Origin of the sequence: Achromobacter marplatensis, assembly GCF_049060505.1 — a bacterium.
Taxonomy (GTDB): Bacteria; Pseudomonadota; Gammaproteobacteria; order Burkholderiales; family Burkholderiaceae_B; genus Achromobacter; species Achromobacter marplatensis_A.
Map to the genome: position 1 here is coordinate 146,158 of NZ_JBMGRB010000009.1, position 13,017 is coordinate 159,174.

A 13,017-nucleotide genomic window follows, 5' to 3' on the forward strand; every position below is an offset into this window, starting at 1 on the left:
GCCTCGCGTTTGCGCGGCCGACGCGCCGGGCGTCAGGGAATCGGCGGATAGTCGCCGTAGCCGTCCGGCCAGGGGGTCAGCACCTCGTACCCGGTTTCGGTCACGACGACCATGTGCTCCCATTGGGCCGACAGCGAGCGGTCTTTGGTGACCACCGTCCAGCCATCCGGCAACTGCTTGGTCGCGGGCTTGCCGGCGTTGATCATGGGCTCGATGGTGAACATCATGCCGGGTTGCAATACCAATCCTTCGCCAGGGCGACCGTAATGCAGCACTTGCGGTTCGTCGTGATAGATCTGGCCGATGCCGTGGCCGCAGTATTCGCGCACGATGCTGAAATGCTCGCGATGCGCGACCGTCTGGATGGCATGGCCGATATCGCCCAGCGTGGCGCCAGGCTTGACGGCCATGATGCCCGCGCGCGTGGCTTCGTAGGTGGTGTTGACCAGGCGGCGCGCCAGCGGGCTGGGCTGTCCCACGTAATACATGCGGCTGGTGTCGCCGAACCAGCCGTCCTTGATGACGGCCACGTCGATGTTCAGGATGTCGCCGTTCTTCAGCACCTTGGCTGACGGGATGCCGTGGCAGATCACATGGTTGACCGAGGCGCAGATCGTCTTGGGAAAGCCGTGATAGCCGACGTTGGCCGGAATCGCCTTCAGTACGTTCACGATGTACTCGTTACAGATGCGGTCCAGTTCATCAGTGGTGACGCCAGGGCGCACGTGTTCGCCGATCATGTGCAGCACTTCCGCCGCCATGGCGCCGGCCTTGCGGGCCATTTCGATGTCGGCGGCGGATTTGATGGAAACCTTCTTCGCCATTTACGCGGCCTCCTGTTGGGCTGCGTCGGGTAAGCGCCGGGATAGCGACGCGATGGTGAAGCCTTCGCCCTGTTCGATGCGGATCAGCAATTGGCAGATGTCCGCGTGGCGCAGGTCGGGGTAGAGTTCCGACAGCATGCCGATGCGCATCCAGTGTTCAGCTTGGGAATTGATCGAGCGGCTGAGCGCGCTGCTGGCGACGCGCAGATTTTCATGCATCTGCTCGGAGATTTTGACGAGGCCCATGGTGGGAATGATCCGTATATGGTTTGTATATGGATCGTATCTTACTGCGCGGCGAAAGCGGGCGCAAATCGGCCCTTGACGGGCAGGTACGCATCGGCCCCTAGCGTGTCTTGGCGCGCGTCGGCTTCTTGGCCGTTGCGGCCTTGGTTGTGCCTGTCTTAGTCGTGCCAGTCTTAGTCGTGCCAGCCTTGGCCGTGCCGGTTTTCGCCGGCGCAGTTTTGCCCGCGCCCGCGCGGCCGGCTTCTTTCGGGGCCGGCGCCGTGGCGACGTGGAGCTGCTCCATCCACATCAGCGCGTCCGTATACGACAGGAATTGCTGCAGATAGCCAGGCGACAGTTCGCGCATCAGCGATAGCGCGCGGTGCACCAGCTGATTAGAATTGAGCGGGCCGGCGTTCTTGTGGACTTGTTCCTGCGACTGCCGTACCTGACGGTCGGCGCTGACCCGCGACCAGACGCTGCGGAAATACTCCAGCATTTGCACATCGGGATAGGCGTCCCGCAGCCCCAAGGCGTCGCGGGTCCAGGCGGCGTCGCCTTCCGGCGCGTCGGGGCTGGCCAGGTAAGCGATCAGGTCCGCGAGGGCGCTGGGGGCTACACCCGGCTCGGCGGCGCCGGCCGCGGGGGTATCGTCGGCATCAACCAAGCATGCCCCCCCGGTTTCAGCCGGGTTGGCGAATGCCGTGTCCAGTTCATGTTCATAAGCCTGAAGCAAGGCCGCCAGCCTGTCGTCCAGCAATTGCCGCGCCGCGCCGTCGCGCGCGGCGGCGCGCCGGGCCATTGCGTCCAGGAACCGGAAGCGCACCGGGTCGACGCGGTCGGCGCCGCTTTCGCGCCAGGCGTTCAGCGTCGCCTGCGCGTCGCGCATGCCGCCAAAGGTGCCGTCACTGCCCACGCGGCTTTTCCGGGTCATTGGACGGCTTGGGGATCGGCGTGATTTCCACACGGCGGTTCTTGGCGCGTCCGGCTTCGTCGGCGTTCGACGCCACCGGCTGTTCGGAGCCGAATGCGGCCGCGAAAACGGTAGAGGCAGGCACGCCTTCGTCGATCAGCGCCCGCGTGACCGTCAGGGCGCGTTGCGCCGACAGATCCCAGTTGTCCGCGAAGCGGCGATTGCCTTCGCGCACCTGCTGGTCATCGGTATAGCCGCTGACCATCAGGATTTCATCGTGCGTCTTCAGATAGGCGGACAGCGGCTCGATCAGGGTTTTCAGAATCTCGCGGCCTTCGGGCTGCAGTTGATCGGAGTTCAGGGCGAACAGCACGCTGCCGCTGATGCCGATGCGCCCGTTGATCAGCGTGACGCGACCGGCCGCCAGCGGGCCCGCCAGTGCCTGCTCCAGCGTTTCGCGGCGTTGTGTTTCTTCCTGGCGCTGCTTGACCTCTTCTTCCAGCTGCGTCGACAGTTGCAGCTGCACGCCGATCACGCTGACCAGGATCAGCACGAAGGCGCCCAGCAGCACCGACATCAGGTCGCCGAAGACGGCCCAGACCGGTGCGGTCGCCTCTACGCCGCCGTCGATGTCCTCGCTCATGCGGCTTCGGCTCCGGCGATGGCGCGCTGGGCTGCCAGTTGCTGTAGATTTTCGATGATCTGCTTTTGCGACATCAGACTCAGGTCAACCACTTCACGGGCCTGCGCCACGTAGTAGGACAGTTGCTCGTCGCCGCGCGCGATGGACTTGTCCAGCGCCGCTTCGATGCGTTGCAGATGGGCCACGAGCTTGTCGTTGGATTCGCCGAACAGTTGCACCGCGACGCCGAACGATTCTCCCAAACTGGCCACTTCCACGGCGCTGCTGGTGACGTGCGCCGCCACGTCCGCCAGCTTGCCGGTTTCGGCTTCGACCCGGTCGGTGAATTGCGTGCCAACGCGCTCAAGCAATTCGGCCGACGAGGCGACCAGCGCGTCCACCGCCGTGCGCTGCTCGGCTGCCGTGTGGTTCACGGCGGTCAGCAAGGTGTCCAGCGTGTCGAGCAGGCGGTTGCGCTCTTCCAGCATATCGTTGTCGCGCACCATGCTGTCGGACAGCTTCTGGCGCAGCTCGCCGATGACGTCGGCGGCCGCCTTGGGCGCTTCCGACGCAGCTTGCACCAGGCGGCCGATCTCGGCGATGGTGTCGGCGGCGTGCGCTTGCGTCTGCGAGGTGATGTCGTGGGCGGTCTGGGCCAGCGTGTCGCAGATCTGCTGCTGTTGGCTCGCGGTGGCGGCGCAGGCCTGTTCCCATTCCTGGCGCAGCGCATCGGCCATGCCGGCCAGCTTGTCGGTCCAGGCGGCCAGGCGCGTTTCGTCGTTGGACGCCAGCGCGGCTTGCAGGTCGGCGTGCGATTGGTCCAAGGCCCGCAGCAGCGACGCGGCGTGCTGCTCGAACGTGGCCGCGGCGGTTTCCAGCGCTTGGCGGTTGCCTGCGGCCAATTGTTCGCCCACCTGTTCCTGGCGCGTCTGCGCATCGGTCCAGGCCCGGGTGACATGGCTTGCCGCCGTTTCCAGGCGCATGGATACGTCTTGCAGCAGGCTGGCCTGCGCCTCGGTCTGCGCGGTGATTTCGCGGGTGGCCTGGGTCAGCGTGTTGCTGAGGGCCTGTTGGCGGTCGGCTGCTTGCACGCCGGCCAGTTCCCATTCCTGGCCCAGCGCATCGGCCATCGCGGCCAGCTTGCCGGTCCAGGCGGACAAGCGTTCTTCGTCCTTCGCGGCCAATGCGGATTGCAGGTCCGCATGCGATTGGTCCAGCGTGCGCAGCAGCGCGGCCGAGTGCTCTCCGAAGGCGGCGGCGGCGCTGGACAGCGCTTGCTGGTTGTTCGCCGCCAACTGTTCGCCGACCTGTTCCTGGCGCGTCTGTGCGTCGGTCCAGGCTTGGGTGACCTCACGCGCGGCCGATTCAAGGCGGGCCGACACCGTGTCCAGCAGACGGGCTTGCGCCTCGTTTCGGGTGGCGACGTCTTCGGCCGTCAAGGCCAGCGTGTCGCTGATTTCCTGTTGGCGGGCGACGGTATGGTCGCCGGCGGCCTTCCATTCCTGGCCCAGCGCCGCGGCCATCGTGGCCAGCGTGCCGGTCCATGCGGACAAGCGTTGTTCGTCCTTCGCGGCCAGCGCGGCTTGCAGGTCCGCCTGTGACTGATCCAGCGTGCGCAAGAGCGACGCCGAGTGCTGCTCGAAGGTGGCCGCGGCAGCGCTCAGCGCTTGCTGGTTGTCGGCGGCCAGCTTTTCGCTGACCTGTTCCTGGCGGGACAACGCGGTGTTCCATTGGTCGGCCACGCGGGTGGCCGCCGTCTCCAGGCGGGTGGACACGCTGTCAAGCAGCAGGGCCTGGGCCTCGGTCTGGGTCGTGACATCCTGGGCTGTGCGGGCAAGCGCATCCGTCCAGGCGGCCAGGCGCTCGTGGTCCTTGGCGGCCAGGGCCGCCTGCAGCTCGGTGTGCGATTGCTCCAGGGTCCGCAAGAGCGACGCCGAATGCTGCTCGAACGCGGCGGCAGCGGTCGTCAGGGCTTGCTGGTTGTCCGTGGCGAGTTTTTCGCCGACCTGTTGTTGGCGGGAAAGCGCGGCTTCCCAGCGGTCGGACACGCCATTCGCGGCGGCTTCCATGCGCGCCGATACGCCTTCCAGCAGGCTGGCTTGCGTAGCCGCCTGAGCGTTGATGTCGCGCACGGCTTGCGCCAGCGCGTCGCTGATGGCCTGCTGGCGGTCGGCGGCTTGCGCGCCGGACTGCTGCCATTCCTGGCGCAGGGTGGCGCCCATTGCGCCCAGCGTTTCGGTCCATGCGGCCAGGCGTTGCTGGTCGCGCGACGCCAGCTCGGATTGCAGCAGCGAGTGCGATTGGTTCAAGGTGCGCAGCAGCGATGCGGAATGCTGCTCGAAGCTGGCGGCGGCGGCAGTCAGGGCTTGCAGGTTGTCGCCCGCCAGCTTTTCACTGACTCGTTCTTGCCGCGACAGCGCGGACGCCCAGGCGTCGGACATGTCGCCCGACGAAGCTTCCAGCCGCGCGGAGACGCCGTCCAGCAGGGCGGATGAGCGTTGTTCAAACGTCTGGGCAAAGCGGTCCAGCGACGCGCGCAGGTCCTGCGCCAGCGCCTCGCTTGCGCGCTGCTGGCCGGCCAGCGCCTGGTTCCAGATGTCGGCCACGGTGGCGGTGGATGCCTGGAAACCCGAGGTCAGGCTGGCCAACTGCTGCTGCACGGCCTGCGTCACCGTGTCTTGCAGGCTGGCGGTCTCGCGTGACAGGCTTTCCATCGTGGCCTGCACCACGGGCTGCAAGGCCACGCCGGCGGAACGCGCGCTTTCCGCCACGCCTTCCTTCATGGACTGTTCCATCACGGCAGCCAGCCGTGCGTAGGCGGCTTCCGCCTTGCCCTGGAACACGTCCTGGCTGGCCAATTGCCGCTCGTTGATGGCGTGGGTCTGCTTTTCCATGCTTTGCATCATGGCTTGCAGGCGGTCGACCAGCGTGGGCATGGCGTCGGCTTGCCGTTGCATCACTTCGGCCTGCCGTTGCAGCAGCTTGAAGGATTCTTCGCGTTGATAGCTTTGCGAATACACCCGCAGCGTCGTCGCGATCTTCGTGTCCAGCAGTTGCGCGGCCTGCACGCGTTCGCGGCGGCACAGCGCGGCCAGCAGGCCCAGCATGGCGGAAGTCGCCACGCCGGCGATGGACGTGCCGAACGCGAAACCCAATCCCTTGACCGGCGCGGCCAGCGACGCGCGGATGGCGCCCAGGTCGGTGGCGCTTTCCAGCGCCATGCCGGTACCGCGCAGGGTCACGACCATGCCCAGGAACGTGCCCAGCATGCCTAGCAATACCAACAGGCCTACCAGATAGGGTGTGAGCGCCGGGCCGGGCAGGCCGACGCGTTCGCCTTCCACCCGCAGCCGCGCCGCGTTGCGCAGGCTGGGATGCAACTGCTCCAGCCAGGAACCCAGGCTGGCCGGCGGTTCCGACAGGCCCGTGGCCGACCGCGCCAGGCTGGCGGTGGCTTGCTGATAGCGCAGCAGCTCCAGCGTGCCCGCCAGATAGCAGACGCCGATCAGCAGCGTCACGGCCAGCGCCAGCGGGTTGGTGCCCGCATAGCCTGCGCCGATCCAGCCCACAACGGCCAGACCGGCCAGGAAAACCACGAAATTAATCAGATACTTGGACATAGTGTCCCGGTTAGCTGGCGCGAAGGGCGGCAAGCAGCCCTTCGACCGGTTGTAAACGAACATCCAATTCGGCAAGCAGCACGCTCCGCATATCCTTGCGGAACACGTCCAGCCATGCGCCCGGTGTTATGGGCGCGGTCGCCGCGTCAGGCGCTTGCGCGCCTTCGGCCTGGGCATCCGCGCCGTCTTCAACTTCCGTCGCGGCGCTGGCCGGGGCCAATGCTGCGGCCTCGGCCAGACGCAGGCGGTCGAAATGGCCGGCAAGCAGCTTCGGGATGACGCCCAGCAGGGCGCGTTCCTTCGGCAGCAGCGCGCGGTCCATGATGGCATCCACCACCGCCAGACGCGTCATTTCGCCGTTTTTGGCCGCGACCATGCCGCGCAAACGACTACGCAAATTGCCCACGCTGGTCTCCATCGTGTGCTGCAACGACTGATAACGCTGCCGGAAATTCGAGTAATCCGCTTCGGCTTCGGCAATGGCCGCCGGCTTCTTGGCCGAGGCTTGCCCGGGAAGAGGCCGCTTGGCGGCCGTGGCCGCCGTATCGCTGGCGATGGCGTCCGCCAGCGTGGTCCGGACGCGGAGGCACTCGCGTTCCTCGGCACTGCTGAACGTCCGCGCGCCGGGGGCGATCACCGGCGGGCGGGTATTCAAGGCCGCGGACAGCGCGATCGCGTCCGTCCAGCCGAGCCACTGGCTCAGATGGTCGGAAAGCGATTGCCGGGATTCCGGAACGTCGACATCCGTCAGGCGAGTCAGCAAGCGAATGAGCGTCGGGCCGCTTAAACCTGTGCGCTGTGGGGCTTGCAACATACCACCAGAGTCAAAAAGGGGGGAGTTTACACGGTGGCGCGGCGGGAAAGGGCGCGCGCCAGGGGCCGTTCGGTAAAAAATGGGGTCGCATCATTGCCGCCGTGCAACAGTGTGACAGCCGGGCCGGCGTCCGCAAGCCCCGCAGTGGTAGATTACTTTCCAGGCCCGGGCCAGCAGGAGAGCAAGCGCATGGCGGCATCCCGATGGATATTCTGATCTTGAACGCGTCACGCGCGTTGGCGGCGGGTGATCCGATCGGCGCGCTGAACCAGGTTGCGTTGCGCGACGACGCGCCGGCACTGGCGTTGCGCGGGATCGCGATGGCGCAGCTGGGGGACTTTGCCCGGGCCAAGGCGCTGCTGCGCCAAGCGACGAAAGCCTTCGGCGCGCAGGACGTCATCGCCCGCGCCCGCTGCGTGGTGGCCGAGGCCGAGGTGGCGCTGGCCTCGCGCGACCTGGCCTGGCCGGAAAAGTCCCTGGCCGCCGCTTGCGCGACGCTGCGCGCGCAAGGCGACACGGTCAATGCCGCGCATGCGGCGCAGCTTCAGGCGCGCCGGCAGCTGCTGGTTGGCCGGCCCGATGACGCCGGCCATACTTTGGACGGCGTGGATGCGACGCGCCTGCCTGCGGCATCCCGGGCAATCCATGAATTGATCCGGGGCGGCATTGCGTTGCGCCGGATCCAGGCGTCGGCCGCAAGCGCGGCATTGAGGCGTGCGGCCGACGCTGCGCGACAGGCAGGCATTCCGGCGTTGTCGGCAGAAGTGGATCGTGCGTTCCGGGCGTTGCATGCGCCGGCCGGCCGCCGCGTGGCGCAGGGGGGGACGCGCGACATGCCGCTAGGCGAGGTCGAAGCGCTGTTGGCGTCAACGGCGTTGATCATCGATGCGTGCCGCAACGTCTTGTGGCGCGAGGGCCAGACCGTGTCGTTGGCCACCCGCCCCGTTTTGTTCGCGCTGGCACGGATGCTGGCCGAGGCGTGGCCGCGGGACGTGTCGCGGGAACAGCTTATCGCCCAAGCTTTTCGGACGGGCTTCCAGGACGAGTCGCATCGGGTGCGGCTGCGCGTGGAGATAGGGCGCTTGCGCGCGGCCATGCGCCCGTTGGCCGGCGTCCACGCGACGAAGCAGGGCTTTGTCCTAAGGCCGGAGGGCGCGCCCGAGGTGGTGGTGCTGGCTCGCCCCGTGGACCTGGCGGACCGCGATCAGGCGGCCGTGCTGGCCTGTTTGGCCGATGGCCAGGCGTGGTCGAGTTCCGCCTTGGCGCTGGCGCTGGGGGCCAGCCAGCGCACGGTGCAGCGGGCGCTGGATGCGTTGGCGGCGGCCGGGCAGGCGCAGCCGTTGGGGCACGGACGGGCGCGCCGCTGGATGACGCCGCCGGTGCCGGGTTTCACGACAAGCTTGTTACTCCCTGCGTTGTTGCCCGATCAGTAGCATGAAGTTTCCTACTAACCAGGATGCAATCATGAAACGAACCCAAGCCCAGATCCTCCGTGAATACGGCCCGTTCCCCGGCGTCGACAACGTGCACGGTGTCACGTTCGACGGCGATCAGGTGTGGATGGCCGTGGGAGAAAAGCTCGTCTCGCTGGATCCCGACACCGGCGTCACGGCGCGCGCGCTGAACGTCGCGGCCAGCGCCGGCACGGCCTTCGACGGCAAGCACTTCTATCAGATCGCTGACGGGCGCATTCAAAAGCTGGACCCCAAGAGCGGCCGCGTGCTGGCGACGATCCCTGCCCCGGGCGGCGGTGGCGATTCCGGCATGGCCTGGGCCGAGGGCTCGCTGTGGGTCGGCCAGTACCCGCAGCGCAAGATCCATCAAGTGGATCCCGAGACCGGCCGCGTGCTGCGCACGATTGATTCCGACCGCTATGTCACGGGCGTGACGTGGGTGGACGGCCAGCTTTGGCACGGCACCTGGGAGAACGACGCGAGCGAACTGCGGCGCCTGGAACCCACGACCGGCGACGTCCTGGAAAGCGTCGAGATGCCTGCGGGCGTGGGCGTGTCCGGCCTGGAGTCGGATGGCGCGGACCGCTTCTTTTGCGGGGGCGGCAATAGCGGCAAGGTCAGGGCGGTGCGGCGGCCCGGGTAGAATCGGAAGGGATCGGGGCTTGTGTCGGCAGGCCCACGGGCCTGGCCCTCGACCTCACACTGGGAAACGCATGAAGCTTGCTGCATTGGGTATTTTCGGAATGGCCGTCATCGGCGTTGCGGCGCACGCCGAGCCGCTGGTCATCCCGACACCGCAGCAGGCCCACGCCGCCGTGGTCACGTTGCTGGGCGACGATCTGCCCGGCATGAAGCAGTCTCAACTGGCCATCGGCACCTGCCTGCCCGCGCCAAATCCGTCGCACAAGGGGCGGGTGTCTTGCACCACGATGCTGCTGATGCCGGCGGGCCGCTCGGAAGCGCCGATGGATTTCTACCAGGACGGCGGCAAATGGGTGGCGTCGCCGCCCACCAACCTGACATTGCCGTTTCCCGACCCCAAGCTGGCAAACCAGCATTGGGTGGAAGGCAAGGGCAAGCCGTAGCGCCATGCTTGTGCTGCCGCCGGATCAGGTGCTTTCCGCGTGGGTGCAAGGCTATTGGTTTGTTCAGGACCTGCCGGGTGAACACGCGGGGCGTCCCATCCGCACCAGTCCGATCCCGCTGGCGGTGCTGTCGGTCAACATGGGCCGGCCGAACGCCGCCGAAGACGGTTCGTTGGTGCCGCAAGCGTCGCTGTTGGGCTTGCAGTCGCGGGCACGCGTCTGGCGTTCGTGGGCGGATACCTACTTTGTGATGGCCATGCTGACGGTGCCCGGCATCATCCGCCTGTTCCCGCACGCGGGCGATGGGTGCGCGGACCGCCTCTTGGACCTGGGCGCGGTCGTGGGCGACGGGTTGGCCGCCTCGCTCTCGGCCGGCGTGGACGCGGCCGCCGGGCCGCGCGCCATTGCCGCGCAGTTGGATCGCTGGCTGATCCGCAGGCTGGGGCAGGCGCCCGCCGTGCCGGAGGCCACGCGCCTTGTCGCGGCGCATCGCGTATTGAGGCAGGGCGGACGCGTCGAGCAGGCAGCCCAAGCCGCGCAAACCGACCGCCGCCAATTGCAGCGGTGGTTTCACCGGCATCTGGGCGTGGGGCCGAAAGACATGGCGGACCTGGAGCGGCTGCACCACAGCCTGCGGGGCATGCAGACCGGGCAGGGCGACCCCGTTGCGGGCTATAGCGATCAAGCGCACCAGATCCGAAGCTGGCGACGGCGTTTGGGGGTGACGCCCGGCGCCTACGCGCGCCAGGCTCGCAGCGAGTTGGCGGCCCAATTCGATATTGCCGGGCGGCAGCACGCGCCCCGGTTCTATCTCTGACACTGACGTGCGGGATTCGGCCCGCTGTCCCAATTGTTCAATACGGACGTCGTCGCGCTGCCTACCATCGGCATTCCCTCAGTTCGGAGAACCCGGAATGCCACATCCCCCATCCGCCGACTTGCGTAAGACTTCCATCGACTACACGGACTCGGACACCGTCTTCGAAGGGTACGCCGTTGCCCCTGCCCACGCATCCGCGCCGTTGCCTTGCATCGTGCTGGCGCATGATTGGAGCGGACTGACCGCGCCCACGATGCGCTTGGCGGAACGCTATGCCGGGCTGGGATATGTGTGCGTGGCGCTGGACGCCTATGGCAAGGGCGTGCGTGGCGATCCGGTGGGCGACAACGCGCTTTTGATGGATCCGCTGATGCGCGATCGGTCGTTGCTGCGCCGGCGCCTGCTGGCCGGTTTCAAGGCGGCCAGCGCGTTCCCGGGCGTGGACCCGGCGCGGATGGCTGTCGTGGGATATTGCTTCGGCGGGCTTTGCGCGCTGGATCTGGCCCGCGCGGCGCCCGTGAACCTGCGCGCGGCGGTCAGCTTCCACGGCGTGCTGCAGCCGCCGGCCGCGCTGGCGCCGGGCCGTATCGGCGCCAGCGTGCTTCTGCTGCACGGCTGGGAAGACCACGTCGCTCCGCCGCCCGACGTACTGGCCGTCGGACGGGAATTGACCGAAGCCGGCGCGGACTGGCAACTGCATGCCTACGGCCATGCGCAGCACGCCTTTACTTTCGAAGGCGCGGCTTTCCCGGAACGTGGCATCGTCTACGACCGGCGCGCCGATGAGCGGTCGTGGGCCGCGATGCGCGCGCATCTGGCCGAAGCGTTCAGGCCGTGAGCGGGCGCAGCAGCACGTCCTCGTAGAACGCGCCGATAGGCAAATGCAGGTCGCGCACCTGGATTTCCAACACCCAGACGCCATCGCCAGGCACGAAATCGGCATTTGCCAACCGATGTTTTCCGTAAAGCGCATGCGGAAAATCCGACACCCGGTGCCCCGCGATATCGCGCACCAGCGCGCAGCCGTATTCGTGGGCGTAGACATCGGCCAGGTCATATAGCGCTTGCCCGGTCAGACCGTCCAGCCAGGCCAGGCGCGCGCGCTGGAAGACGCTGCGGGCCGCTTGCGCGCAGCGCTGCCGGTCGGCGTCGGCCCCGGTGACGAAGGTGTCGCCGTAGTCGCCTTCGTAGCCGTCCCAGACGGGGCCGATGTCCACGACGAAGATATCGTCTTCGCCCAGCGTGCGGCGGCGGTCGGTGGGCTGCACGGCGGGGGATTGGGAGTCGGCGCCGAACCTGACGTAGGTGGGATGCCAGTTGTGCGAGGCGCCCATGTCGTGCAAATGCAGGTCGGCCAAGGCGATGGCGTCGCCGGTGGTGATGCCGGGCGTTATCAGGGCGGCGATCTCGTGCACGGCCTGCATCGAGCGCTGGCGGGCCTGCAGAATACCGTTCAGTGTGAACTTTTCGCCGACGCGTTCCCAAGGGTGCGGGGGCTGGCGCGGCGTCAGGCTCGGGCGGGTGTCGTCGGCAGGCAGGAACGCTTCGGAATGGAACCGGCCTTCCGGCAGGCCCGCCGCCCGCAATCGCGCCTGCGCCGCGCGCACCATGGCGCCATTGCCGCAGGCGTAGACCATCGTGCGCGCCCAGTCATGGCCGGCTTGCGCCGCGACGTCCTGCACATGGCGGCCGGGGGCGGGGCCGCCCGCAGGCCCACCCGCAGGCCCACCCGCAGGCGGATCCGTAGGCACGTCCGAATGCCCACTCGAAGATCCATCCGAAGATCCTGCGGATAGCACGGGATGCCACCGCAACACCTCGTCTTTTCCTTGCAGCGCATTCAGCAGGCCGCTGGCGTAGCAATCCTCGGGCGCGCGTCCGCCCCAATAGAGCGTCACGCTTTGCAGGTTGCGGCTGTTCAGCGCGGCCATCAGGATCGGAAACACGCCGGCAAAGCCCGTGCCGGTTGCCAGCAGCACCAGATGGTCGATGTTGGCGGGGGGCGCGGCGGGCCAGACGCAAGCGCCGTGCGGGCCGTCCAACGACAATGGGTCGCCGGACCGCAGCGCAGGCAGGATTTGATTGGTGAACGTGCCAGCAGGCGTGCGCCGGATGTGGAACGCCAGCCGTTTCGGGCCGGCGCCGCCGGGTACATTGGCAATCGAAAAGCAGCGCTGGCTGCCGTCCGCAAGGTGCACGCGCACATGCTGCCCGGGCTGCCAGTCAAAGGGCTCGGCGCCTTGAATGTCGACGATCAGTTCGGTCACCTGCGCGGTCAACGGCCGGCGCGACACCACGCTTGCGTGCCGGCGCCGAGGCGCGGCGGCGGGGGCGTTCCAATGCGGGAAACGCAGCGTCAGGTTGCTGGCGGCGCGGCATTGGCACATCAACAATTCATCGACGGCCGGCACATAGGCATTCGCGTTCGGCGGCGCGATCCGCGCGTAGCTTCCCGCCAGCACCTGGGCCCGGCAAGAGCCGCATTCTCCGCGCTGGCAGGAGAACGGCACGGGCGCGCCAACGGCCAGCGCGGCATCCAGGATGGACGCCTGGCCGTCTGTCGTGAATTGCGCCGAGGGCAGGGAGATCGTGTAGGGCGGTGTCATGGCAGGTCCGGGGTGGCTGACGGCAAAGAGAAAT

12 protein-coding genes are annotated in these 13,017 nt (G+C 67.6%); 5 read left to right on the top strand and 7 right to left on the bottom strand.

Features of this window, described 5'->3' with window-relative positions:
* Window positions 1-32: 32 nt before the first annotated feature.
* From map to ACI0FO_RS21880, 6 genes are all read right to left on the bottom strand, one after another.
* Window positions 33-824 carry a type I methionyl aminopeptidase gene (map, locus tag ACI0FO_RS21855; protein ID WP_416030084.1) on the bottom strand — a complete coding sequence of 264 codons (792 nt, stop codon included), beginning with the start codon at window positions 822-824 and terminating at the stop codon, window positions 33-35.
* Entirely contained in the window at window positions 825-1,070 is a 246-nt protein-coding gene (locus ACI0FO_RS21860) for a ParD-like family protein (protein ID WP_416030086.1), read from the bottom strand.
* A gap of 100 nt (window positions 1,071-1,170) precedes the next feature.
* Window positions 1,171-1,983 carry a DUF2894 domain-containing protein gene (locus ACI0FO_RS21865; RefSeq protein WP_416030088.1) on the bottom strand — a complete coding sequence of 271 codons (813 nt, stop codon included), beginning with the start codon at window positions 1,981-1,983 and terminating at the stop codon, window positions 1,171-1,173.
* Window positions 1,955-2,605 carry an OmpA family protein gene (locus tag ACI0FO_RS21870; RefSeq protein WP_416030090.1) on the bottom strand — a complete coding sequence of 217 codons (651 nt, stop codon included), beginning with the start codon at window positions 2,603-2,605 and terminating at the stop codon, window positions 1,955-1,957. Before ACI0FO_RS21870 ends, ACI0FO_RS21865 begins: the two co-directional genes overlap by 29 nt.
* The gene (locus ACI0FO_RS21875; protein WP_416030092.1) at window positions 2,602-6,204 is read right to left on the bottom strand and encodes a DUF802 domain-containing protein; all 3,603 of its coding nucleotides are present in this window, start codon (window positions 6,202-6,204) and stop codon (window positions 2,602-2,604) included. Before ACI0FO_RS21875 ends, ACI0FO_RS21870 begins: the two co-directional genes overlap by 4 nt.
* 10 nt (window positions 6,205-6,214) lie before the next feature.
* Entirely contained in the window at window positions 6,215-7,018 is an 804-nt protein-coding gene (locus ACI0FO_RS21880) for a DUF3348 domain-containing protein (RefSeq protein WP_416030094.1), read from the bottom strand.
* A gap of 203 nt (window positions 7,019-7,221) precedes the next feature.
* Here ACI0FO_RS21880 and ACI0FO_RS21885 point away from each other — a divergent pair, with 203 nt between their 5' ends.
* From ACI0FO_RS21885 to ACI0FO_RS21905, 5 genes are all read left to right on the top strand, one after another.
* The gene (locus ACI0FO_RS21885) at window positions 7,222-8,451 is read left to right on the top strand and encodes a helix-turn-helix domain-containing protein (protein WP_416030096.1); all 1,230 of its coding nucleotides are present in this window, start codon (window positions 7,222-7,224) and stop codon (window positions 8,449-8,451) included.
* Window positions 8,452-8,482: 31 nt separating this feature from the next.
* Window positions 8,483-9,115, top strand: coding sequence for a glutamine cyclotransferase (locus tag ACI0FO_RS21890; protein ID WP_416030098.1), 633 nt, complete (start codon window positions 8,483-8,485; stop codon window positions 9,113-9,115).
* Between the two features lie 70 nt (window positions 9,116-9,185).
* A complete protein-coding gene (locus ACI0FO_RS21895; RefSeq protein ID WP_416030100.1) occupies window positions 9,186-9,557 on the top strand; it encodes a hypothetical protein in 372 nt (123 codons plus the stop codon).
* A 4-nt stretch (window positions 9,558-9,561) separates the two neighbouring features.
* Entirely contained in the window at window positions 9,562-10,374 is an 813-nt protein-coding gene (locus ACI0FO_RS21900) for an AraC family transcriptional regulator (protein WP_416030102.1), read from the top strand.
* A 97-nt stretch (window positions 10,375-10,471) separates the two neighbouring features.
* The gene (locus ACI0FO_RS21905; RefSeq protein WP_416030104.1) at window positions 10,472-11,215 is read left to right on the top strand and encodes a dienelactone hydrolase family protein; all 744 of its coding nucleotides are present in this window, start codon (window positions 10,472-10,474) and stop codon (window positions 11,213-11,215) included.
* Here ACI0FO_RS21905 and ACI0FO_RS21910 read toward each other — a convergent pair.
* Complete coding sequence (locus ACI0FO_RS21910) at window positions 11,205-12,983, bottom strand: NAD(P)H dependent flavin oxidoreductase family protein (RefSeq protein ID WP_416030106.1); 1,779 nt, start codon at window positions 12,981-12,983, stop codon at window positions 11,205-11,207. The genes ACI0FO_RS21905 and ACI0FO_RS21910 overlap by 11 nt on opposite strands.
* Between the last annotated feature and the right edge of the window lie 34 nt (window positions 12,984-13,017).

Excerpts from the sequence above, each read along its gene's own strand:
- ACI0FO_RS21910 (WP_416030106.1), bottom strand. The coding sequence starts at position 12,983 with ATGACACCGCCCTACACGATCTCCCTGCCCTCGGCGCAATTCACGACA.
- ACI0FO_RS21895 (WP_416030100.1), top strand. The coding sequence starts at position 9,186 with ATGAAGCTTGCTGCATTGGGTATTTTCGGAATGGCCGTCATCGGCGTT.
- ACI0FO_RS21905 (WP_416030104.1), top strand. The coding sequence starts at position 10,472 with ATGCCACATCCCCCATCCGCCGACTTGCGTAAGACTTCCATCGACTAC.
- ACI0FO_RS21870 (WP_416030090.1), bottom strand. The coding sequence starts at position 2,605 with ATGAGCGAGGACATCGACGGCGGCGTAGAGGCGACCGCACCGGTCTGG.
- ACI0FO_RS21890 (WP_416030098.1), top strand. The coding sequence starts at position 8,483 with ATGAAACGAACCCAAGCCCAGATCCTCCGTGAATACGGCCCGTTCCCC.
- ACI0FO_RS21885 (WP_416030096.1), top strand. The coding sequence starts at position 7,222 with ATGGATATTCTGATCTTGAACGCGTCACGCGCGTTGGCGGCGGGTGAT.
- ACI0FO_RS21860 (WP_416030086.1), bottom strand. The coding sequence starts at position 1,070 with ATGGGCCTCGTCAAAATCTCCGAGCAGATGCATGAAAATCTGCGCGTC.
- ACI0FO_RS21875 (WP_416030092.1), bottom strand. The coding sequence starts at position 6,204 with ATGTCCAAGTATCTGATTAATTTCGTGGTTTTCCTGGCCGGTCTGGCC.
- ACI0FO_RS21900 (WP_416030102.1), top strand. The coding sequence starts at position 9,562 with ATGCTTGTGCTGCCGCCGGATCAGGTGCTTTCCGCGTGGGTGCAAGGC.
- map (WP_416030084.1), bottom strand. The coding sequence starts at position 824 with ATGGCGAAGAAGGTTTCCATCAAATCCGCCGCCGACATCGAAATGGCC.
- ACI0FO_RS21865 (WP_416030088.1), bottom strand. The coding sequence starts at position 1,983 with ATGACCCGGAAAAGCCGCGTGGGCAGTGACGGCACCTTTGGCGGCATG.
- ACI0FO_RS21880 (WP_416030094.1), bottom strand. The coding sequence starts at position 7,018 with ATGTTGCAAGCCCCACAGCGCACAGGTTTAAGCGGCCCGACGCTCATT.